The sequence below is a fragment of the Marinobacter sp. E2 genome (assembly GCF_055755345.1).
This window is the reverse complement of the sequence record NZ_CM146911.1, coordinates 2,859,036-2,879,662: the sequence shown is the minus strand read 5'-3', so window position 1 is coordinate 2,879,662 and position 20,627 is coordinate 2,859,036. Positions and strand designations below refer to the sequence as shown.

The window sequence follows — 20,627 nt, the reverse complement described above, 5'->3', positions numbered from 1 at the left end:
GTTCATGACCGAAACCACCAGGGGCGTCTGGTACGGCCTGAGCGCCTATTCCATCTGGGGCTGCTTTCCGTTGTTCTTTGCCCTGTTCCAGGGCGTACCGGCCTTCGAGATTCTTGTGCACCGGATTATCTGGTCGTGCGTGTTTCTGGCTCTGGTAATCACGGGGTTGCGACGCTGGCCTGCGGTTCGGGCAGCGCTCCGGGATCCCTCCCAGCTCTGGCGGGTGCTGGCCTGTGCTGTCCTGATTGCCGCCAACTGGGGCATCTACATTTACGCGGTTGAGACCCGGCACGTGCTGCAGGCCAGCCTCGGCTACTTCCTGACACCGCTGGTGAATGTCGCACTGGGCATGCTGGTGCTGCGTGAACGCATGGGCACCTGGCAAATGGTGGCGGTCGTACTGGCGGGCGTCGGTATTCTCATCCAGCTGGTGCTGCTCGGGGAGTTGCCCTGGCTTTCCATCGGCCTGGCGTTGAGCTTCGGCACCTACGGACTGGTGCGCAAGCAGGTACTGCTGGACGGCCTGTCAGGCCTGTTCGTGGAAACCCTGTTGTTGCTGCCGCCGGCTCTGCTGGTGTTTGGCTGGCTGGTGGCAGAGGGCGCGTCGCACTTCACGGACAGTCTCCACAATGGCAGCCTGCTGCTTGCCAGCGGTGTGGTCACCGCCATCCCGCTGCTGTTGTTTGCCGGTGCTGCCCGTCGGCTGCGGCTGGCCACCGTGGGATTTCTCATGTACATCAACCCGACCCTCCAGTTTGCTATCGCCCTGCTGGTTTTCTCCGAGCCGATCAGCGAGGCGCAGTTGATGAGTTTCCTCGTCATCTGGATTGCCCTTTGCCTTTACAGCTGGTCATCCTGGCACTACCGGCCGCGGGTGCCGGTGCGCCAGGAATGACGGTCCGCTCAGGCTAGCGTTTCAAGCAGACTGTTGATCGCCCGGGCGAAGGGAACCGGTGAATCCTCCTGCAGGAAGTGGCCGCCCTTGAGAGTTACGTGGGGCTGGTCTTTCGCGCCGGGAATCCGCTTTTGCATGTAATGGTCCCCACCCCGGGTGATCGGGTCGCCGTTGCTGAAGGTGGTCAGGAACGGTTTTTCCCAGCGTTCCAGCACTTTCCAGGCGTTGCGATTGGCCTCGCTGGCGGGGTCGTTCGGGTGCATGGGAACAAGCCTTGGGAACGCCCGGGCCCCCGCCTTGTATTTCTTGCCCGGGAAGGGCGCGTCGTAGGCGCGCATTTCATCCGGTCCCAGTTTCCGGAAACAGCCGGTGTTGATGATCCGGGCAATCGGAAACCACGGGCTGTGCAGCGCAAAATTCTTCCACACCTTGAACGCCGCCGGTGCTTTCTGATCGCCAGTGGGCAGCATGCCGTTGCCTACCACGATGGCCCGGAACCGGTCGGGATTCTCCGCCGCCAGGCGCAATCCCAGCAGTGAGCCCCAGTCCTGGCACACCAGGGTGATGTCTTTCAGGTCGAGCTGGTCGAGGAACGACTGCATCCAGTCCATGTGCTGCTGGTAGCTGTAATCGCTGAGGTTCGTGGGTTTGTCGGATTTACCGAAACCGATCAGGTCCGGCGCGATTACACGGTGGCCCGCCGCCGCGCAGACAGGAATCATGTGGCGGTAAAGGTACGACCAGGAAGGTTCCCCGTGCATCATGAGAATGGGGCGGGCTTCGGCAGGCCCCTCGTCCACGTAGTGCATCCGCAGGCCACCCACGTGCAGGTAGTGGGGATCAAAGGGGTAATCGAGCAGGCGTTCAAAGCGCTTTTCGGGAGTTCTGACGAAATCCATGGTGCTTGCCTTGAGGTTTGTTATTGTGAGGGAACGACGCAGCTGAGTGTGCCGTCCCTCTTACGGGGCGTCAATTAACAGGGACGAAGCCGTATGACCTACTGGCTGGTTTGCAATGCGAAATCGGGCGATGGCGGGCGAGACCGCGAGTTCTGGCTGGCTCACCTGGCGCAGGCAGGTATCGCGCACCCACGTTGTTGCGACTTCGAGGAGCGCGACTGGCAGCACGAACTGCGCCCGGACGACACGCTGATTGTTGCCGGTGGGGATGGCTCGGTGAATCTTGGCGCTCGCGTTTGTCGCGAAAAGCAGGCTACCCTGGCTATTCTGCCGTCGGGAACCGCCAACGATTTTGCCCGTAATCTGGCGCTACCGGCGGAGCCAGAGGCCCTCTGCGAACTGATTGCCCGCGGCTCGACCCAGCAGGTGGATGTCGCCGAGCATGGTGATGGTATTTTCCTGAACGTGGCTCATATCGGGCTGGGTACGCTGCCCTCAAGGGAGTCGCGCACCACCGAGAAACGGTTTTTCGGCCGTTTCAGCTATGGGGCCCAATTGCTACGACGCATCAATGCCCGACGCGGCTTCCGGGCCATCATTGAGTGCGACAAGGGCGTAGTTCAGGGCCGCTGGCTTTCCATCGCCGTCGCCAGTGGCGCGTTTTTCGGCGGTGGTAACGAAATTCCCGAGGCTTCCGCAAACGATGGCCAACTGGATGTCATTGCGGTCCGGCCGCGTCCCCTGTTGCAACTTTTGCTGACTTTCCTCACGGTTCGCCTTAATCGCCAGTCGCCCCGACGTACCAGTACGCTGGTACATCTTAAAGGGACCCATTGCCGGGTTCAGACCCGCAAACCCAAGACCGTGACGGCCGACGGCGATGTGGTCTCGAAAACGCCTCTGCGCGTAAGTCTGCATAAAGGTGCTCTCAGGGTAGTGGCGCCTGCCATTGTGAGTACCGCGCGAGACAAATAAGGCGGCGCTCGCCGCTGACTTTGCGATTCACTACGGCTCAGATACGTTTTGTCACTGACTTTTTTGACGGGACAGGCAATCATGGGGCCTGTTAGCACAATCCTCCAATGGGAGTGACAAAAACTGACACTGTGTCGCTTTTGCAACTGGATTTTTTGACTGTACAGAAAAAGAATGAGTGCCGCGCCCGGCGCTCGCACCCACCAGGCTTGTCAACAAAGGACCAGAAAATGCCCTCTGACTACCCATCGGTTTCCTCCCGGGTTATCAAATACCTCCGAAACGGCGTTGCCGCGTTGTCGCTGTCGGCCATTGCCATCCCGGCACTGGCGTCCGAGCGTCTGTATATCTTCACCGAGAACTACCCGCCCTATAACACCTCTGAAACCGGTAAGGGCTTTGCGCACAGCCAGGAAGACATCAGTGGCATCTGTGCCGATATGGTCAAGGCCATGCTCAGCCGGGTGGACTACGACTACGTCATGAAAATGCGGGCCTGGAGTTACGCCTACAACTGGGTTCAGGACCGGGAGAACCATGGGCTTTTCTGTACCGCCCGTACCGATGAGCGCGAGGACCAGTTTCAGTGGGTGGGCCCGCTGGCCTCGATCAAGTGGACCCTTTTTGCCGCCCCGGATTCTGATCTGACCCTGGATTCACTGGCGGACGCAAAAAATCTCAACATTGCAGGCTACAAGGGCGACGTCATGTCGGAGTACCTGGTGGATCAGGGCTTCAACGTTGTCATGGGCGTCTCCAGCGATGTCAACGCGCGAAGACTCACCCTGGGGCAGGCGGATCTGTGGGTGACCGACGGTCTGGTTGGCCCGCTGATGGCGGAAGAGGAGCATGGTATTACCGGTCTCAAGCCTGTGCTGGTGTTCCGTGAAACGCCCATGTATCTGGCTTTCAGTACCAACACCGACCCACGCATCGTTGCCGATCTCCAGAAGGCTCTGGATGAAGCCCGTGCGGCCGGTGATATCGACAGGATCGTCGCCAGCTACGAGTGAACTGTTGCCGGCTTAGGGTTGAGACTCCTTTCAGAACCAGAGCCCGATGTCCGCATCGGGCTCTTTTCGTTCAATCAGAAGCCCGCGGTGTTCGAGGATGTCGAGAAGCTTTTCGGTGTCCTCAAGGTTGAGGAAGCCCCCCAGGGACAGTTGGGTATCACGGTGACTCAGGAACAGTCTGGCGGGTGTGAACGGATGGCGCGGTGCGTGGACACTGAGCCTGGCATAGCGCCTGGGCAGGGTCCATTCGGATTGCTTGCGCCGGATGCCCTTTTCCAGGCGAATGTTTTCGTCTCCGATCACCAGTACTTCCTGGCGCTGGCAGGCGCGCGATGTTACATAGATGCCGCAGGCCAGGGCAATCAGTTCCAGACCGGCAAACGGAATGATCACCCAGGCGCCGGCAAGGCTGAAGCCGGTTGTGATGAACGCGGAGACCACAAACAGCCCCATCCAGATCCTGACATTACCATGCCAGCTCAGGGAACGGTTGGGTGTCAGAACCAGCCGGAGACCGTCCGGGCAGGGCAGACGTTCCACCATGGGGAGCCTCACTCGCCAACGGGCCAATGACTTGATGATAGTCAATTCTACGCCGATCTTGGCTAGTTCAGATCTGGCACTTCGCAGGTGGGACGGTTTCGGATATTGCCCTCGCCGCCTCGAGCTGATTGCGGAGCGCCGCTATGCGGGTGTCGTGGTTGGGATGCGTTGACAGAAATTCCAGTGGCTGGGCGCCGGACGCCTGCGCCATGTTTTGCCACAGCTGAACACTTTCCCCGGGCTCGAAGCCGGCTCTCGCCATGATGCCCAGGCCCATCAGGTCGGCTTCCTCTTCATGGGCGCGGCTGAATGGCAGGGTCAGTCCCAGTTGGGCGCCAATCCCGAGGGCCTGCTGGATCTGATCCTCGGCAATCTCGCTCTCGGTAAACAGGCCCACCAGCAGCATGCCGGCCTGCACGCCCAGCTGTTGGGTAAGGCGCTCATTGCCGTGGTCGGCCAGCACGTGGGCAATTTCATGGCCGATCACGGTGGCCAGCTGGGACGGGTTTTCTGCGATCCGGAGCAGGCCGGTGTGCACGCCGATTTTTCCGCCGGGAAGCGCAAAGGCGTTTGGGCTCGAAGCCTCGAACACCACTACCTCCCAGCTCTCGGGCACGGGGGCCTGCGGGTACTCGGTGCGGGCAGCGGCCACCAGTTCGCCGGTGATGCACTGCACCAGCCGGTTCACCTCGGGGCGGGTGACCACGGTGTTCTGCTGCTTCATCTGCTCAAAACTGTCCTGGCCCATGTCGGCCATGACTGCATCGGGCACCAGTGCCAGACGGTTCCGGCCGGTCGGGGATTCCTGGCAGCCGGTGAGCAGGGCCATGGCCAGCAAGGGGATCATCAGTAACTTCACGCGCAGGCTCCAGGGTTTGAGGGATCTCAGGGCTTGGTATCCGCCATGCAGTATCTTCGCTCAGGCCGACCGACACTGCCATAGGCCACTTCCGCCGACAACTCACCGGCGCCAACCAGGAACTCCAGGTAGCGGCGCGCGGTGGTGCGGGAGGCGCCGATGGCGTTGCCGACTTCTTCGGCGCTCAGTTTGCCTGCACCCGTCATAACCTCACGAATCTTGTCGAGGGTCAGTGCATCAATGCCCTTGGGTAAGCGTTCCTCCGTGCTTCGGGAGCTCTCCATGGGCGCCCTCGGAAGCAGTGCATCCACTTCTTTCTGGGCAACCTGATGCAGGGTGGCCAGGCGCTCCATGTGGCTGCGGTAGCCATTGACGGCCTCCTGCAGGCGCTCGAACACCAGGGGCTTGAGGATATAGTCGAAGACACCGCCTCGCAGGGCGCTGCGCAGGGTTTCCACTTCCTTGGCGGCGGTGATGAGAATGACGTCGCTGCCGCTGTCGGCGGCTCTCAGCTCCCTGAGCAGGTCCAGGCCATTGCCATCGGGAAAGTAGACATCCAGCAGGATGAGATCGGGCGCCAGAACCTCAATCTGCTCCCGGGCATCGGCCAGGGTATGGGCGATTCCGCACAGCTCAACCTGATCCAGACGTTCCACGAACCGTCTCTGGATCTCGGCGATTCTGGGGTCGTCCTCAACGATCATGATGCGAATGCAGGTCACGGGTAGACTCTCCCATTGGCAATCTTGGGCAGGTACAGGGTAAACCGGCTGCCGCCCTCCGGCACGTCGTCCACGGTCACCGAGCCTCCCCACTGGTTGAGGAACTGGCGCACCAGATGCAGGCCATAGCCCCTGGAATCGCCGTCCTTGGTGCTGACACCCTTCTCGAAAATGCGCTGCCGCTCGGCTTCTGGAATCCCTGAGCCCTGGTCTTCCACCTCGAAAATCAGTTCCTGGCCCAGGTCGGTCATGGACAGCTGAACACGGCCGCCTGCTCCGGCATTGGCTAGGGTGGCGTCCAGGGCGTTATCAATAAGGTTGCCCAGTACGCTGACCAGTTGGTCCCGGGGCAGGGTGGCGGGCAGGTCCGACATCCGGCTGTCCGGATCGATCTCCAGTCGCAGTCCCATTTCCCGGGCCCGGTTGTACTTGCCCAGCAGGCAGCCGGCAATGACCGGATCCGGTACCGCCTCAAGCAGCAGATGGATCAGTGCCTGGTGATCGCTGACTTCGCTGCCGATCAGGTTCAGGGCTTCCTCGGTGGCGCCAATCTGGATGAGGCCCGCAATGGTGTGCAGTTTGTTGGAATATTCATGGGTCTGGCTGCGCAGGGTATCGGCGTACTGCTGGATGCGAGTCAGCCGGCGGCTGACCTGGTCAAGTTCGTCACGCAGCCGGAAGCTGGCGACCACGCCGATAATGTCGTCGCCCTGGCGTACCGGCAGCCGGTTGACCACCATCTGCCGGCCCCGAAGCCATATTACCCGGTCGAAGTCCGGCTCCCCGGACTCCAGAATGGCGGGCAGGCTGCTCTCCGGCAGGACATCGAGCACGTGCTGGCCAGCCAGTGGCGGTTCCGGGGGCAGGTCCAGGGTTTCATAGGCGGCCCGGTTGGCGGTGGTGATCATGCCCTCGCGGTTGATCGCAATGATGCCCTCGCGCACCGATTGCAGGGTGGCTTCACGTTCCCGGAACAGCCGGGCGATCTCCTCCGGTTCCAGACCGAAGATGGCTCGCTTGAAGCGCCCGGCGATCACTATGGCGGACAGGATCGTTACCAGCAGCATCAGCCCCACCACGCCATAGAGCACGAAATTGTAGCGACGGATGGTGGTTTCCACCTGCTGGAGGCTGTAGCCGACGGAGACAATGCCGATGATGTTGCCGGTATCGGGAACAATCACCGGTGCCTTGCCGCGCATGGATTCCCCGAGGCTGCCCCTGGCCCGGGCAACGTAGGCCTGGCCATCCACCAGGGCCTTGCGCCCATAGTCGCCATCGTCATCGCCCATGGAATGCCCGATCCGGCTCGGGTCGGGATGGGCCAGGCGGATTGCCTCGGCGTCTCCGATCACGATGAAGAGGGCTTCGTTGGTCTCTGCGAGCCGTTCCGCGAGCCGGTTCAGGCCGTGGATGTCCCGCTCCCGGACACCCTCGATCACCGCGGGGGTGGCGGCCACCGTCTTGGCCACCATAAGCGCGCGCTGGCCGATTTCGTCGTAGAGGGAATCGCTCAGGTAGAAGCCGGCAAAGCCACCGATCAGGACAGTCTGCAAAGCGCCCAGCAGTCCCAGGGTGAGGATCATTCGGGTTTTGAGTTTGGTCTTTCGAAACACAGGCGGTGTCGGGCTTGTTGTCATTGTCCGTTCAGGGTACTGCATCGTTCCGGGACATGCCCGTGATCTTTATGAACAAAATGCGGTAAATGCCCTTTAAAGGCATTACGTGCACAAGCTTCAAGGCTTCGGGTTTCACCTATTAACCTGCCTGCAATCGCTCCTCTGGCCTGCCAAAGCCAGGGACCCGGCCAACACGGTCCTGCCTCAGGGGCGATCACAACAACAAGTTGATGAGGTGACAACCATGTTTATCAAGAGAACCCTGTCTTTCGTGGCGGCTGCGGCCGTCTCCATGTCTGCCATGGCCTGGCAGCCCTCCGGAAAAGTCGAATGCCTGGCGCCCGCCGATCCCGGTGGCGGTTGGGATTTTACCTGCCGCAGCGTTGGTAACGTGCTGCAGGATCTTGGCCTGGTGGAAGGCACCGTCCAGACCGTCAATATGGCTGGCGCCGGCGGCGGCGTGGCCTATGCCCACACTGTGAGCAAGCGGGCTGAAGACAACAAGCTGCTGGTGGCGGCATCCACCGCGACCACCACCCGGCTGGCCCAGAAGCAGTTTCCCGGCATGAACGCCGACATGGTGACCTGGGTCGGCGCCCTGGGCGCTGATTACGGCATCATCGCCGTTGGCAAGGACTCGAAGTACCAGACGCTCAACGACCTGATGGCAGCCGTGAAAGCCAATCCCAAGTCCGTCAAGTTTGCCGGTGGCAGCGCCCGCGGTGGTTGGGATCATCTCAAAGTATTGATTGCAGCCAAGGCGGCCGGCGCCGACAAACTGCCTTCGATTCCCTACCTGTCCTACAACAACGGTGGCGAAGCCATGACCCAGGTGGTTGGTGGCCAGGTTGACGCCTTTACTGGCGATATTTCCGAGGCGACCGGCTTCATGGAGTCCGGCGACCTGCGCGTTCTGGCGGTGCTGGCGGACGAGCGCCTGCCGGGCAAGTTCGGCAACCTGCCTACCGCTAAAGAGCAGGGCATTGATGCGGTGGGACCGAACTGGCGCGGGTTCTACATGCCCAAGGGTGCGGACGAGGCCGCCAAGGCCTACTGGGTGGAAGCCGTCGATACCCTGTACGCCAGTGACGAGTGGAAGCAGGTGATGAAGAGCAACGGCCTGATCCCGTTCCATCCGCCGGCGGACAAGTTTGATGAGTTCGTGCGCAACCAGGTTCAGGACATCGAGAACCTGTCCCGCGAAATCGGGCTGCTCAAATGAGCAGCCTCGGTGATCGCGTTCTCGGCCTGGGCCTTCTGGTTCTCGCCGTTGCCTACGGCTGGGCTGCCCAACAGTGGCCCGAGCCGTTTGGCGGCGCCGAAGCCGTGGGCCCGGAAACCTTTCCCACCATCCTCTCGGTGGTGCTGGTGGCAGGCAGTCTCTACCTGATGATCAAGCCGGACCCGGACGCTCAGTGGCCCCTGGGCAAGTCTGCCCTGGAGCTGGTGGTGTCGGTGCTGGTTCTGGTGGTCTATGCGTTCTTGCTCGAGCCTCTGGGCTTTGTGATTGCCACTACCCTGGCTGTGGGCACCTTGAGCTGGCGTATGGGCGCTGAACCGAAGCGGGCCTTCGTGACCGGGCTGGCGAGCGCTGTGGTGGTGTTCGTGCTGTTCAACTACGGCCTGTCCCTGAGCCTGCCCGCCGGCTTGCTGGAGGTGCACTGATGGAAACTCTCGGCTTTCTGATGGAGGGGTTCGCGGTTGCGCTGACCCCCTACAACCTGATGTTTGCGCTCTTTGGCGCCTTCGTTGGTACGCTGATCGGCTGCCTGCCTGGCCTTGGGCCGGCCAATGGCGTCGCTATTCTGATTCCCCTGGCGTTCACCCTCGGGCTGCCGCCGGAAACGGCGATGATCCTGCTCACAGCGGTGTACGCCGGCGCCATGTACGGCGGACGGATATCGTCGATCCTGCTGAACATACCCGGCGACGAGCCGGCGATGATGACCTGCCTCGATGGTTACCCCATGGCACAGAAAGGCCGCGCTGCCGATGCCCTGGCGGTGTCGGCCATCGCCTCCTTTGCCGGCGGTCTGATCGGCACCATCGGTCTGATCATGCTCGCACCGGTGCTGGCAAAATTCGCACTGACCTTCGGGCCGGCGGAGTACTTTGCCCTGTTCCTGCTGGCCTTTGCCACCCTCGGGGGCATTACCGGCAAGAACCCGATGAAAACGGTGATTGCAGCCACCCTGGGCATCATGATCTCAACGGTGGGCATTGATATCTCCACGGGAACCCAGCGCTACACATTCGGCGTGCTGGAACTCTATGAGGGTATCGACTTCATCCTGGCGATCGTGGGCCTGTTTGCCATCTCCGAACTGCTCTTCTTCGTTGAGCACCGGATGGGTGGTGGTCGCGAGAAGATGCAGGTAGGCAAACTCACCCTGACCTTCAAGGAGCTGGTGACCACGCTTCCCACCCAGCTTCGCGGCGGTATCCTAGGATTCATTTCCGGAGTACTGCCGGGCGCCGGTGCCTCCCTGGGCAGCTTTATCAGCTACACCCTGGAAAAGCAGGTGGTCGGCAGGAAAGGCACGTTCGGTGAGGGGGATATCCGGGGCGTGGTGGCGCCGGAGGCCGGCAACAATGGCGCGTCTTCGGGTGCCCTGGTGCCCATGCTGACCCTGGGTGTTCCGGGCAGCGGCACCACCGCCGTGCTGCTGGCCATGCTGATCTCCCTGAATATCACCCCGGGACCGCTGATGTTCACACAGAACGCTGACATCGTATGGGGTGTGATCGCGGCGCTGCTGATCGGCAACGTGCTGCTGCTGGTGCTGAACATCCCGCTGGTGGGCTTCTTCGTGAAGCTGCTGTCGGTGCCGCCCATGTACCTGCTGCCGATCGTCACCATGGTGGCGTTTGTGGGTATCTACTCCATCAGTCATAGCACCTTCGATCTTTATTTCATGGTGGCATTCGGCATTGCTGGCTACTTCCTGCGCAAGCTGGAAATACCCCTGGTGCCAATCATCCTCGGCCTGTTGCTCGGGCCGGAAATGGAGAAGAACCTCGGCCATGCCATGGTGCTGTCCGACGGTGACTGGAGCATTCTCTGGGGCAGCCCGCTGGCGATGGGGCTCTGGATTGTCGCCGGCCTGGGGCTGGTCCTGCCGTACCTCGTGGGGCCGCTGCTGCGCCGGCGGATGAATGCGGCGATGAAGGAGAGCCCGGTCAGCGACTAGCAAACGTCTGATAACTCCCGACCGACGATCTGTTGTCAGTCTTTGCACCGGGCTTGTCCCGGTGCTTTTTTTGGTGGGGTGGTCGTGGTGTTTGCCAGGGAAGGCGCCAGCCGGCCGGTCTTTGCTATGATGAAGCAGGTTTGTTTGCGGGAAGATCTGTTATGAAGGTGATGTTGCTCGGTGCCACCGGTCTGACTGGCGGGCAGGTACTCCAGGTGCTGTTGGCCCGGGAGGAGGTTGATCAGGTGGTGGCCCTGGTGCGTCACCGGTTGCCGACCCTGCACGACAAACTGGCCCAGCATGAGGTCGATTTCGACAATCTGGACGCCCACGCCAGCCTGTTTGATGTGGACGCCATCGTCTGCTGCCTCGGCACCACCATCAAAAAGGCCGGCTCCCAGGCCCAGTTTCGAAAGGTGGATCTCGGTTATCCGCTGAAAGCAGCGGAGCTGGGGCGGGCCCACGACGTTCGGGCCTTTATCCTGATGTCGGCCATTGGTGCGTCATCTTCCTCCACGATCTTCTACAACCGGGTGAAGGGTGAGCTCGAAGATGCCCTGGAAGACCTGGGCTACCCGTACCTGTCCATCTATCATCCCAGTCTGCTGCTGGGTGACCGCAAGGAGCAGCGCACCGCGGAGGCCCTGGGGATCAAGGCCATGCCGTTGGTGAACCGCCTGCTGATCGGCCCCCTGGACAAGTACCGGGGCATTGAGGCGACAACGGTGGCCCTTGCCATGGTTAATGAGGTCTGCAGCCTGGCCACAGAGGCTGCGGCTGAGCGGGTGCTGCAAGTCCGCGAGTACGACGAGATCCGCCAGCTGGCGGAGTAGCGCGTGGCTACTCGCCCGCCAGAATCCAGCGCGCGGCCTTCTCGGCAATCATCAGAGTGGGTGAGTTGGTGTTGCCACTGGTGATGGTAGGCATCACGCCGGCATCCACCACACGAAGCCCGGCCATTCCCCGGACTCTGAGGTGAGGGTCCACCACCGCCTGCTCGTCGTCGGCACGTCCCATCCGGGTGGTGCCCACCGGGTGAAAGATCGTGGTGCCAATGTCCCCGGCCAGCCGGGTGAGTTCGTCGTCGGTCTGGTACTGCAGGCCCGGCTTGAACTCCTCTGGCTGGTATTTCTGGAATGCCGGCTGCTCCGCGATGCGGCGTGTCACCCGTAGCGAATCCGCTGCCACCTTGCGGTCTTCCGGCGTGCTCAGGTAGTTGGGTGAAATCGCCGGTGCCTCTTTCGGATCGCGGCTGCGAATGCGCACCGTACCCCGGCTGGTGGGGTTCAAGTTGCAGACGCTGGCGGTGATGGCCGGGAAATCATGCAGGGGCTGGCCAAAGGCATCCAGGCTCAGGGGCTGCACGTGGTATTCGATGTTGGCGTAGTCGAACTCGTCCGAGCTTCGGGTAAACAGGCACAGCTGGGAGGGCGCCATGCTCATGGGGCCGGACCGGGTGAGCAGGTACTCCAGGCCGATCCGGGCCTTGCCCACCAGGGAATTGGCCATGGTGTTCAGGGTTGTGGCGCCGGTGACCTTGTATACCGAACGGATCTGCAAGTGATCCTGGAGATTCTCGCCCACCCCGGGCAGGTCCAGCACAACGTCGATACCGTGTTCCCTGAGCAAATCCGCCGGGCCAATGCCCGAGAGCTGAAGCAGTTGCGGCGAGCCGATGGCGCCTGCCGAGAGCACGACTTCCCGTTTGGCCCGCGCCAGCACCTCGCCAGTACCCGGCCTTTCGACCTTGACACCGGTACAGCGGGGGCCGGCATCGCCGGTTTCGGTGGTCAGCCCCAGTACGTGGGTGGAGTGCCAGAGGGTCAGGTTGGGGCGCTTTTCCGCCTCGCGCAGGAACGCCTTGGAGGTGTTCCAGCGCCAGCCCGAGCGCTGGTTTACCTCGAAGTAGTCCACGCCCTCATTGTCGCCCCGGTTGAAGTCCCGGGTCCGGGGAATGCCAGCTTCCACACAGGCGGTGGCGAAATCTTCCAACACCTTCCATTTCAGGCGCTGGTGCTCCACCCGCCACTCGCCGCCGTGGCCGTGGTATTTATGGTGCTCCGGGTCGGCGTCACCGCCCTCGTCCAGTCGATAGTGGTCCTCGTGACGCATGAAGTCCGGAAGGCAGTTTTCCCAGTTCCAGGCCTGCTCGCCGGTTACCTCGGCCCATTGGTTGTAGTCCCGGGCCTGGCCGCGAATGTAGAGCATGCCGTTGATGCTGGAACAGCCCCCCAGGGTTTTGCCCCGGGGGTAGATCAGCGAGCGACCGTTGAGCCCCGGATCCGGCTCGGTGCGGAAGCGCCAGTCGGTGCGGGGGTTGTCGATGCAGTACAGGTAGCCCACCGGAATGTGGATCCAGTGGTAGTTGTCGCGGCCGCCGGCTTCGATCAGTAGCACCCGGTTGTCCGGGTTGGCGCTCAGGCGGTTGGCCAGCAGGCAGCCGGCCGAGCCGGCGCCCACCACGATGTAATCGTACTCCAGCTGTCCCGTGGCCTTGTTGTTATCGGACATGGTGCTTCTCCGCGGCTACCTTTAAGTTATTTGGCCGTTGGCATGACAAATTCCGCGCCGGCATCAATGGATTCGGACCAGCGCTGCATGATGGATTTCTGGCGGGTGTAGAACTTCACCCCTTCTTCGCCGTAGGCATGGGTATCGCCAAACATGGAGCGCTTCCAGCCACCAAAGCCGTGCCAGGCCATGGGCACAGGAATGGGCACGTTGATACCCACCATGCCCACCTGGATCCGACGGCCGAACTCCCGGGCGACGCTGCCACTCTCGGTGAAGCAACTGACGCCGTTCCCGAATTCGTGCTCGTTGATCAGGCGAATGGCAGTGGCAATGTCCGGTACCCGCACGCAGGCCAGTACCGGGCCGAAGATCTCCTCCCGGTAGATGGTCATGTCCGGGGTCACGTGATCAAACAGCGAACCGCCCATCCAGAAGCCGTTCTCGCAGCCTTCGCCAGTGCCGGAGGTATCGAATTCGCGGCCATCGACCACCAGTTGGGCACCTTCCGCCACACCCTTGTCAATGTAGCCGGTAATGCGCTGATGGGCTGCGGCGGTGACAATCGGGCCCATCTCGGCATCCAGTTGCTCGCCGTTCTTCACTTTCAGGGCGCGGGCACGTTCTGCCAGTCGGGGCATGATCTTGTCGGCCACGTCGCCCACCAGTACCGCGACGCTGATGGCCATGCAACGCTCGCCGGCGCTGCCGTATGCAGCTCCGATAAGCGCGTCGACCGCTTTGTCCAGGTCGGCGTCGGGCATCACCACCATGTGGTTCTTGGCGCCGCCGAGGGCCTGGATGCGCTTGCCGTGTTTGGCGCCTTTCTCGTAAAGCAGGTTGGCAATCGGGGTGGAGCCCACAAAGCTCAGTGCCTGCACGTCCGGATGTTCGATCAGTGCATTCACTGCCTCCTTGTCACCCTGCACCACATTGAACACGCCGTCTGGCAGGCCCGCCTGCTTGAGCAGGTCAGCCAGCATCAGCGAGGCACTGGGGTCCAGGGGGCTGGGCTTGAGGACAAAGGTGTTGCCGGCGGCAATGGCCACCGGGAACATCCACATGGGCACCATGGCCGGGAAGTTGAACGGCGTAACGCCAGCCACCACACCCAGCGGCTGACGGGTGGTCCAGTTGTCGATGCCGGTGCTCACCTGCTCGGTGTAGTCGCCTTTCAACAACTGGGGAATGCCGCAGGCGAACTCGACAATGTCGATGCCCCGGGCCACTTCACCCTGGGCGTCGGTGAACACCTTGCCGTGCTCGGCGGTGATCGCCCGGGCCAGGTCGTCCTTGTGCTGGTTCAGCAGTTCCAGAAAGCGGAACATCACCCGCGCCCGGCGGATGGGCGGCGTGTCGGCCCAGGCAGGGAAGGCGGCGTCGGCGGCGGCGACCGCAGTATCCACATCGGCCTGATTGGCCAGGGCTACCTGGCCGGTAACCCGCCCGGTGGCCGGGTTGAACACATCCTGCGTCTGGGTGGACGTCCCGGATGTTATTTCGCCATTGATATAATGCTGGATAGTCGCGCTGGTCATGTGTGCCTCGTGCTGTTCCGGAAAACCCCGAATGTGAAGGGGGCTTTAGGGGTGTTCGCGCCCCGAAAGGCGATAATTGTCGATTAATTACCCAGAGTAGGGCCGATTCGATCGGCAGGCAATTGAGATTTCCAAAAGCTAGATATAAGCTTTACTTATATCTAATGGTGACCAGGAAGTGAACCTGTGCATCCTCTGCAAACACTCAAGGCATTTGTCACCGTTGCCCGCGAGGGCAGCGTGTCCCGGGCAGCCGGCCGTCTTCACCTGACCCAGCCGGCAGTCAGCCTGAAACTCAAGCAACTCCAGGACGAGCTGGAACTTAAGTTGTTCCAGCGCAAACCCCAGGGCCTGGTGCTCACTCCGGACGGCCAGGCATTGTTGCCGGTGGCAGAAAAAGCCCTTGCTGCTCTGGCGGCTTTTGAGCAAAGCGCCCGGGCCTTGCACAGTACCCTGAGGGGGCGCCTTCGCATCGGTACCATCGTGGATCCGGAGTTCATTCGCCTGGGGGCATTCCTGCACCGCTTGGTGGAGCGGGCGCCGCAACTGGAGACTGAACTGCGCCAGGGCATGAGTGGCAGCGTTCTGGAACAGGTGCGGGATGGCCGGCTGGATGTAGGGTTTTTCCTGGCGCCGCCGGGGGTTGGCCCCGGCGCACTGGCTCCAGAGGTTGCCCACCGGGAGCTGACCGGTTTCCAGTACTACGTGGTGGCTCCGGCAGGCTGGGGGCCGCGCATCGGCTCAACCCGCTGGGAGGATCTGGCGAACATGCCCTGGATCGTCACGCCCGAGGATTCCGTTCATCATCGGCTGCTCAAGGGGGTGCTCGACCCGCTTGGTGTGCTGCCCCGGGGAGTCGCCCAGGTGGATCAGGAGGCGTGCATGTTGGACCTGGTGCGGGCCGGCGTGGGCCTGAGTCTGGCCCGGGATGCCCTGGCCATGACCGAGCGCCAGGAGCGGGGCCTGGTGGTTCTGGAGGGTGTCCGGTTGCCCTGCGCCCTCAGCTTTATCTGGCATCGGGACCGGCGGGACGAGCCGCTGATCGCCGAGGCCCTCGAAGCCCTGGAGGGCGTCTGGGGGCATCCTGACGCCTGAGCCTGTTCAGGTCACAAGAGCGATAGGGGCGACAGCGGCGATCGCCTCAACCAAGCGTGGCGTCCAGAAACATCATGACTGCGAAGCCAGCCAGCAGGCAGAAGGTGGACATGATTTTCCACTGCCGGTGGTGGGTCTCCGGAATGATCTCGTTACTGATGATGAACAGCATGGCGCCGGCCGCAAAACCCAGGGTCCAGGGCATCAGCGGTTCCGCCAGCCAAACCAGGGTGGCGCCGAACAGGCCGCCGAGGGGCTCGGCCAGCCCGGTGAGCAGGGCAATCAGGTAGGCCCGGAACCGGGAGTAGTTGATGGCAAGCAACGAGAACGCCACCGCAAGGCCTTCGGGAATGTTCTGCAGGCCGATGCCGGTGGCCAGCACATAGCCGTTCTTCACATCACCCCCTGCGAAGCCCACGCCCACGGCCATGCCCTCGGGGAAGTTATGCAGGGTAATGGCAATGATAAACAGCCAGATACCGCGGATGTAGGATGCCTCCGGCCCTTCGCGGCCCAGTTCGAAATGCTCGTGCGGCAGCTTCTGATGCACGTAGTAGATGGCTGCGGCCCCCGATAGCACGCCCAGTATCACCACCAGGGCCGCGCTCCAGGTGTGGCCGGTAATCTGTTCGCCGTATTCCAGGCCGGGCAGGAGCAGGGAGAAGAAGGAGGCTGCCAGCATGACCCCGGCGGCGGCTGCCAGCATGGCGTCCTGGAGTTTGTGGGTGATGGTACGCACCAGGAAAATGGCGAGTGCGCCTACCCCGGTGGCAAGACCGGCGAACAGGCTGGCCAGCGTACCCAGCCAGACAATACTGATATCGGAGGTCATGCATGCTCCTGTCGGTTGTTGGTGTGAGCATAGCATCCCGGTTGCTGGCAGTTGGTCGTATGGTCATCTCGCCTGATCCGGGCGATAACTGCTGCTACCTTTGCAATGACCATCCATAAAAACGGCCAACCCGGGGTACACCATGAAACTGCCTGAACCTTTCCACTACCGAACGATTGCGGTCGATGGCGTGGACATCAACCTCGCCGAGGGCGGTGCTGGCCGACCGTTGCTGCTGTTGCACGGCTATCCCCAGACCCACCTGATGTGGCACCGGGTTGCGCCTGCCCTGGCCAGGGAGTTCCGGGTAATATGCCCTGACCTGAGGGGGTACGGCGACAGTGGTAAACCGGATTCCGATCCGGACCACAGCGCCTACAGCAAGCGGCGAATGGCCGCCGATATGGTGTCCGTGATGGCCGAGCTCGGCTATCCGCGTTTTTCAGTGGCTGGCCATGACCGGGGCGCCCGGGTTGTCCATCGCCTGTGCCTGGATTACCCGGATCAGGTCGAGCGTGCCTGTGTCATGGACATCGCACCCACGCTGCACATGTTCGAGCATACTGATCAGGCGTTCGCCACCGGGTACTACCACTGGTTTTTCCTGATCCAGCCGGATGGCCTGCCGGAGCGAATGATCGGCCAGGACCCGGGGTACTTCCTCCGGGAGAAACTCAGGCGGTGGTCCGCCCCGGGGGCTGTGTTTGATGAGGCGGCGGTGGCCGACTACGTTCGCTGCTTTGCTTCGCCGGGGGCCGTTCATGCCAGCTGCGAAGACTACCGTGCTGCCGCGTCGGTGGATCTTGAACACGACCGGGAAGATCGACGTGCCGGGCACCGGGTGAGCTGTCCGCTGCTGGTGCTTTGGGGGAGCCGGGGCTTCGTGCACCGCACCTACGATGTACTGTCGGTGTGGCGTGATTATGGGGAAGATGTGAGTGGCACCGCGCTTGATTGCGGTCATTTCCTTCCGGAAGAGGCGCCGGAAGCCGTCCAAGACGAGCTCCGGCGCTTTTTCTCAGCTAACTGAACCGATCAGGCGGCGTTCTTCTCGCGCCAGGCCAGTTCGTTGCGGATGGTGGCCTTGGGCTGCAGCATGGCAAAGTCTATGTCATCGATTTCCTTGCCATCCTTGAGCCGCTGAACGAAATCCGGATTGGCCAGGGCTTTCTTGCCGACCGCCAGCAGGGTGCCCGGGAACTGGTTGGCCACGTCCTGGCAGTTGATCTCGTCAATGCCGCCGTTAAGGATCAGCTCAATGCCGGCGACCTCATGAGCCACGCTGGCCAGGCTGCCGTTACCCTCGCTGAAGTGCTGACGGTTCACATCGCCGTCGGTGGTGTGCACGAAATCCGCGCCTGCGTCACGCACGGCTTCCACGATTTTGCGGAACCCGGCCTCGCCTTCCGGCAGCTGGTAGTCCGGGTCGGTGACTGTGCCTTGGGACAACCGGATGCCCACGGGGAAGCCTTCACCCACTGCCTTGCGAACGGCGTTGACCACTTCGGTCACCAGGCGCAGTCGGTTCTCCAGAGAGCCACCGTAGCGGTCGTCGCGCTGGTTGAAGTGGGTGCTGAGGAACTGGTTCAGCAGGTAGCCGTTGGCGCCGTGGATTTCGATGCCGTCGAAGCCGGCGGCTTTGGCGTTGGCGGCAGACAGTGCGAAGCCGTCGATCGCTGCCTGGATATCAGACTCGCTCATGGCCTCGGGTGTTTTCCATTCGGTCTGGTCGCCATAAAAACCGAGCGGCGCACCTTTGGGAATCACCGGGCTGGGGCCCTGGGGCTGGTCGGTGTACCGGTTGGCCTGGAACTGGGCACCGGCGTGCATCAGCTGTATGAAGATACGGCTGCCTGCAGAGTGGACCCGGTCCACGATGGCTTTCCAGCCGGCAACCTGCTGGTCATTGATGATGCCAGGCTGGTTGGCATAGCCCTGGCTGGCCTTGTCGTCGGTGTAGGTGCCTTCGGTGATCACCAGGCCGAAACCGCCTTTGGCGTACCGCTCGTAGTGGTCCGCCATCAGGGCGTTTGGCGTGCCGTTCGCTTCGGCGCTGGTGCGGGTCATTGGCGCCAGGGCAAAGCGGTTGGGCACCTCAACGGAACTGAATCGAACAGGCTGCATTACGTCGCTCATAGTTACCCTCACGTGTTGGTGTATGTATGGCGCTCTACTATCGGGCCGGAGGCGTGGGTCTTAAAGCGAAGAATATCGAAGCAGCCTGTCAGTATTTTTGAATGATCACTCAGGGATCAGTCAGGAGAGTCGGCGGACTTCCGGTCCGAATGGCCCAGCGAGCGTTCGGGATCGATCTGGTCGCGGACCCGTTGCTTGAGCACCGTGATCTCCGGGAAGCCACCGTCGTCCTTGCGCGACCAGACTCGCTCCCCGTTCACCCAGACTTCGAAGATGCCGCCGCTGCCCGGGTGCAGGCTCAGTTCGCTGATGTCCGCCTCGAAGGTGGTCAGCAGTTCCTGCGCCATCCAGGCTGAGCGAAGCAGCCACCGACAGCCGGTGCAGTAATGAATGTCCACTTTGTTGGTCATGATGCGTTCCTTGAAGAGTTGTCGGTGAATGGTCGTGTACGGCCGTTGAGAAGCATCTGCCGGATGTGGGTGAACAGCCGCTCCTGAAACACCCCGGACAGCGGATAAAGATGGCCTGTGTCCGTCATCAGGGTGAGTTCGGAGGCAGGCAGTTTATCGTCAAGGTGGCGCGCATAGTCCAACGGTACAAAGGGATCGTCGGCGCCCTGGTAGATCAGCACCGGCGTACGGACATCGCCGAGGCGAAAACCCCAGTCACCCAGTTCGGTCAGAAGATCCGTGGCGATGGCCCGACAGCGGCTGTTGAGACACTCAAGCTGATCGGCCCGGAATCGGCCATCGCGAGCCAGCGACTGAAGCAGCTCCCGGTCATGGACGCTCGCTATCTGCCGGGCACTTCTCATGTACAGGCCCGGCTGGACACGGGACAGCCAGGCGACCAGGCACACGGCAACCCGCACCAGCCGCGGGCTGAGCTTGGCCATGGCCGGCCCGGGCCAGTGGGTGGCTTCGAGCAGTCTCCCGTTTCCGGGGTATTCCGGGAAATGGGTATAACCAGAGAGACAGACACCGAGCTCCACGCGGTCCGCCAGCCCATGGCAGCACGCCAGCGTCCGCGAGCCACCACTGGACCAGCCCATGTGAGTGAAGCGATCAATGCCCAGGGTGTCGGCAAGTTGTTCGATGTCGCGTGGGTAATCCCCGAGTGTCCGCCCGGCCTGGAACTCTGACCGCCCAATGCCCGGGCGATCGACGGTGATAATCCGAAAGCGGTGGGCCCGGGCAAGCGTGTCAAAAAAATACCCTTCCAGACGGCTGCCGGGCATACCGTGGGCGAAAAACACCGGAGTGCCCTCCGGGTCGCCGCAATCGGTGTAGGCCAGTCTTCGGCCATCCGCGAGCACCAGCGTCCGGTCGTTTTCCCGCGGGGTGTTACTCGGTGTCATAGGTTGGATAGACAGAGCGGGACAGAGTAGGCTCGCACCCCACCACCTGCCGGGCCTGCCTGTGGGCGTGCAGATACCAGCGGGTGCCCGGGTTCTCGAACGTTGTCCGGGTAACGGGAAATTCGGTGTTCTCCATGGTGGCCGGAATGGGTGAGCCATCGGCGTGCCGGTAGACGCAACTGACACCGAGCGTCACAGGCGTTCTGGCGGGCAGCTCGATGAAGCCGTCGGCGCGGACCGGAGGCGCTTGCCCGTCGACCGAAATGATCTTCAGGCAGGGGCCATAGTGGTTTTTCTCAAGTTCCTCGAGGTACTCGCTCAGGCAATGCTGGGCACTGATCAGCACCGCGCCGGGCGCGACATCAGCTCCGGTCGGTGGTTGAGTCTGGCAGCCTGCCAGAAGCAGGCCGAAGACACAGGTAATCAGAAACCGATGCACGCC

The 20,627-nt window shown here is 62.1% G+C and carries 21 protein-coding genes; 9 read left to right on the top strand and 12 right to left on the bottom strand.

The window, feature by feature from the left end; translation table 11 throughout:
* The first annotated feature begins 4 nt into the window (after positions 1-4).
* Positions 5-895 (top strand): EamA family transporter RarD, encoded by an 891-nt coding sequence (gene rarD, locus AC0J1C_RS13125; RefSeq protein ID WP_473044253.1) that lies wholly within the window; start codon positions 5-7, stop codon positions 893-895.
* A gap of 8 nt (positions 896-903) precedes the next feature.
* Here the strand turns inward: rarD and AC0J1C_RS13120 are convergent, their stop codons facing one another.
* A complete protein-coding gene (locus tag AC0J1C_RS13120) occupies positions 904-1,794 on the bottom strand; it encodes a haloalkane dehalogenase (RefSeq protein ID WP_375192234.1) in 891 nt (296 codons plus the stop codon).
* Positions 1,795-1,887: 93 nt separating this feature from the next.
* On the opposite strand from AC0J1C_RS13120, the gene AC0J1C_RS13115 reads away from it, so the two are divergent.
* Both AC0J1C_RS13115 and AC0J1C_RS13110 read left to right on the top strand, forming a co-directional pair.
* Positions 1,888-2,769 (top strand): diacylglycerol/lipid kinase family protein, encoded by an 882-nt coding sequence (locus AC0J1C_RS13115; RefSeq protein WP_473044252.1) that lies wholly within the window; start codon positions 1,888-1,890, stop codon positions 2,767-2,769.
* 230 nt (positions 2,770-2,999) lie between these two features.
* Complete coding sequence (locus tag AC0J1C_RS13110) at positions 3,000-3,782, top strand: substrate-binding periplasmic protein (protein ID WP_473044251.1); 783 nt, start codon at positions 3,000-3,002, stop codon at positions 3,780-3,782.
* 30 nt (positions 3,783-3,812) lie between these two features.
* Here the strand turns inward: AC0J1C_RS13110 and AC0J1C_RS13105 are convergent, their stop codons facing one another.
* From AC0J1C_RS13105 to AC0J1C_RS13090, 4 genes are all read right to left on the bottom strand, one after another.
* Entirely contained in the window at positions 3,813-4,325 is a 513-nt protein-coding gene (locus tag AC0J1C_RS13105) for a DUF2244 domain-containing protein (protein WP_473044250.1), read from the bottom strand.
* A 67-nt stretch (positions 4,326-4,392) separates the two neighbouring features.
* Positions 4,393-5,184 (bottom strand): M48 family metallopeptidase, encoded by a 792-nt coding sequence (locus AC0J1C_RS13100; protein ID WP_473044249.1) that lies wholly within the window; start codon positions 5,182-5,184, stop codon positions 4,393-4,395.
* Between the two features lie 26 nt (positions 5,185-5,210).
* The gene (locus AC0J1C_RS13095) at positions 5,211-5,906 is read right to left on the bottom strand and encodes a response regulator (protein WP_375192229.1); all 696 of its coding nucleotides are present in this window, start codon (positions 5,904-5,906) and stop codon (positions 5,211-5,213) included.
* Positions 5,903-7,546 carry an ATP-binding protein gene (locus AC0J1C_RS13090; RefSeq protein WP_473044248.1) on the bottom strand — a complete coding sequence of 548 codons (1,644 nt, stop codon included), beginning with the start codon at positions 7,544-7,546 and terminating at the stop codon, positions 5,903-5,905. The genes AC0J1C_RS13095 and AC0J1C_RS13090 overlap by 4 nt, the downstream gene beginning before the upstream one ends.
* 223 nt (positions 7,547-7,769) lie before the next feature.
* Between AC0J1C_RS13090 and AC0J1C_RS13085 the strand changes: the two genes are divergently transcribed.
* The 4 genes from AC0J1C_RS13085 to AC0J1C_RS13070 all read left to right on the top strand — a co-directional run bounded on the left by AC0J1C_RS13085 (position 7,770) and on the right by AC0J1C_RS13070 (position 11,549).
* Entirely contained in the window at positions 7,770-8,747 is a 978-nt protein-coding gene (locus AC0J1C_RS13085) for a Bug family tripartite tricarboxylate transporter substrate binding protein (protein WP_473044247.1), read from the top strand.
* The gene (locus tag AC0J1C_RS13080; RefSeq protein ID WP_473044246.1) at positions 8,744-9,190 is read left to right on the top strand and encodes a tripartite tricarboxylate transporter TctB family protein; all 447 of its coding nucleotides are present in this window, start codon (positions 8,744-8,746) and stop codon (positions 9,188-9,190) included. Before AC0J1C_RS13085 ends, AC0J1C_RS13080 begins: the two co-directional genes overlap by 4 nt.
* Positions 9,190-10,716 carry a tripartite tricarboxylate transporter permease gene (locus AC0J1C_RS13075; protein WP_473044245.1) on the top strand — a complete coding sequence of 509 codons (1,527 nt, stop codon included), beginning with the start codon at positions 9,190-9,192 and terminating at the stop codon, positions 10,714-10,716. The genes AC0J1C_RS13080 and AC0J1C_RS13075 overlap by 1 nt, the downstream gene beginning before the upstream one ends.
* A gap of 161 nt (positions 10,717-10,877) precedes the next feature.
* Positions 10,878-11,549, top strand: a complete 672-nt coding sequence (locus AC0J1C_RS13070) for an NAD(P)H-binding protein (protein WP_473044244.1) — start codon at positions 10,878-10,880, stop codon at positions 11,547-11,549.
* Positions 11,550-11,556: 7 nt separating this feature from the next.
* On the opposite strand, the gene AC0J1C_RS13065 is transcribed toward AC0J1C_RS13070, so the two are convergent.
* Positions 11,557-13,227, bottom strand: a complete 1,671-nt coding sequence (locus AC0J1C_RS13065) for a GMC family oxidoreductase (RefSeq protein ID WP_473044243.1) — start codon at positions 13,225-13,227, stop codon at positions 11,557-11,559.
* Positions 13,228-13,253: 26 nt separating this feature from the next.
* A complete protein-coding gene (locus AC0J1C_RS13060; protein WP_375192223.1) occupies positions 13,254-14,765 on the bottom strand; it encodes a CoA-acylating methylmalonate-semialdehyde dehydrogenase in 1,512 nt (503 codons plus the stop codon).
* Between the two features lie 186 nt (positions 14,766-14,951).
* On the opposite strand from AC0J1C_RS13060, the gene AC0J1C_RS13055 reads away from it, so the two are divergent.
* Entirely contained in the window at positions 14,952-15,860 is a 909-nt protein-coding gene (locus AC0J1C_RS13055) for a LysR family transcriptional regulator (protein WP_473044242.1), read from the top strand.
* Positions 15,861-15,906: 46 nt separating this feature from the next.
* On the opposite strand, the gene AC0J1C_RS13050 is transcribed toward AC0J1C_RS13055, so the two are convergent.
* Positions 15,907-16,692: a ZIP family metal transporter gene (locus AC0J1C_RS13050; protein WP_375192221.1), complete on the bottom strand. Its 786-nt coding sequence runs from the start codon at positions 16,690-16,692 to the stop codon at positions 15,907-15,909.
* A gap of 142 nt (positions 16,693-16,834) precedes the next feature.
* Between AC0J1C_RS13050 and AC0J1C_RS13045 the strand changes: the two genes are divergently transcribed.
* A complete protein-coding gene (locus tag AC0J1C_RS13045) occupies positions 16,835-17,722 on the top strand; it encodes an alpha/beta fold hydrolase (protein ID WP_375192220.1) in 888 nt (295 codons plus the stop codon).
* A gap of 5 nt (positions 17,723-17,727) precedes the next feature.
* On the opposite strand, the gene AC0J1C_RS13040 is transcribed toward AC0J1C_RS13045, so the two are convergent.
* The 4 genes from AC0J1C_RS13040 to AC0J1C_RS13025 form a co-directional block, all read right to left on the bottom strand.
* Positions 17,728-18,816 (bottom strand): oxidoreductase, encoded by a 1,089-nt coding sequence (locus tag AC0J1C_RS13040; RefSeq protein ID WP_473044241.1) that lies wholly within the window; start codon positions 18,814-18,816, stop codon positions 17,728-17,730.
* 128 nt (positions 18,817-18,944) lie between these two features.
* Positions 18,945-19,238, bottom strand: coding sequence for an Rdx family protein (locus AC0J1C_RS13035; protein WP_473044240.1), 294 nt, complete (start codon positions 19,236-19,238; stop codon positions 18,945-18,947).
* Positions 19,235-20,185 carry an alpha/beta fold hydrolase gene (locus AC0J1C_RS13030; protein ID WP_473044239.1) on the bottom strand — a complete coding sequence of 317 codons (951 nt, stop codon included), beginning with the start codon at positions 20,183-20,185 and terminating at the stop codon, positions 19,235-19,237. Before AC0J1C_RS13030 ends, AC0J1C_RS13035 begins: the two co-directional genes overlap by 4 nt.
* The gene (locus AC0J1C_RS13025) at positions 20,172-20,624 is read right to left on the bottom strand and encodes a hypothetical protein (RefSeq protein WP_473044238.1); all 453 of its coding nucleotides are present in this window, start codon (positions 20,622-20,624) and stop codon (positions 20,172-20,174) included. Before AC0J1C_RS13025 ends, AC0J1C_RS13030 begins: the two co-directional genes overlap by 14 nt.
* Positions 20,625-20,627: the final 3 nt, after the last annotated feature.

Bases quoted from the DNA above. Each gene is read 5' to 3' on its own strand.
- rarD (WP_473044253.1), top strand. From the start codon at position 5: ATGACCGAAACCACCAGGGGCGTCTGGTACGGCCTGAGCGCCTATTCC.
- AC0J1C_RS13120 (WP_375192234.1), bottom strand. From the start codon at position 1,794: ATGGATTTCGTCAGAACTCCCGAAAAGCGCTTTGAACGCCTGCTCGAT.
- AC0J1C_RS13115 (WP_473044252.1), top strand. From the start codon at position 1,888: ATGACCTACTGGCTGGTTTGCAATGCGAAATCGGGCGATGGCGGGCGA.
- AC0J1C_RS13110 (WP_473044251.1), top strand. From the start codon at position 3,000: ATGCCCTCTGACTACCCATCGGTTTCCTCCCGGGTTATCAAATACCTC.
- AC0J1C_RS13105 (WP_473044250.1), bottom strand. From the start codon at position 4,325: ATGGTGGAACGTCTGCCCTGCCCGGACGGTCTCCGGCTGGTTCTGACA.
- AC0J1C_RS13090 (WP_473044248.1), bottom strand. From the start codon at position 7,546: ATGACAACAAGCCCGACACCGCCTGTGTTTCGAAAGACCAAACTCAAA.
- AC0J1C_RS13085 (WP_473044247.1), top strand. From the start codon at position 7,770: ATGTTTATCAAGAGAACCCTGTCTTTCGTGGCGGCTGCGGCCGTCTCC.
- AC0J1C_RS13080 (WP_473044246.1), top strand. From the start codon at position 8,744: ATGAGCAGCCTCGGTGATCGCGTTCTCGGCCTGGGCCTTCTGGTTCTC.
- AC0J1C_RS13075 (WP_473044245.1), top strand. From the start codon at position 9,190: ATGGAAACTCTCGGCTTTCTGATGGAGGGGTTCGCGGTTGCGCTGACC.
- AC0J1C_RS13070 (WP_473044244.1), top strand. From the start codon at position 10,878: ATGAAGGTGATGTTGCTCGGTGCCACCGGTCTGACTGGCGGGCAGGTA.
- AC0J1C_RS13065 (WP_473044243.1), bottom strand. From the start codon at position 13,227: ATGTCCGATAACAACAAGGCCACGGGACAGCTGGAGTACGATTACATC.
- AC0J1C_RS13060 (WP_375192223.1), bottom strand. From the start codon at position 14,765: ATGACCAGCGCGACTATCCAGCATTATATCAATGGCGAAATAACATCC.
- AC0J1C_RS13050 (WP_375192221.1), bottom strand. From the start codon at position 16,692: ATGACCTCCGATATCAGTATTGTCTGGCTGGGTACGCTGGCCAGCCTG.
- AC0J1C_RS13045 (WP_375192220.1), top strand. From the start codon at position 16,835: ATGAAACTGCCTGAACCTTTCCACTACCGAACGATTGCGGTCGATGGC.
- AC0J1C_RS13040 (WP_473044241.1), bottom strand. From the start codon at position 18,816: ATGCAGCCTGTTCGATTCAGTTCCGTTGAGGTGCCCAACCGCTTTGCC.
- AC0J1C_RS13035 (WP_473044240.1), bottom strand. From the start codon at position 19,238: ATGACCAACAAAGTGGACATTCATTACTGCACCGGCTGTCGGTGGCTG.
- AC0J1C_RS13030 (WP_473044239.1), bottom strand. From the start codon at position 20,185: ATGACACCGAGTAACACCCCGCGGGAAAACGACCGGACGCTGGTGCTC.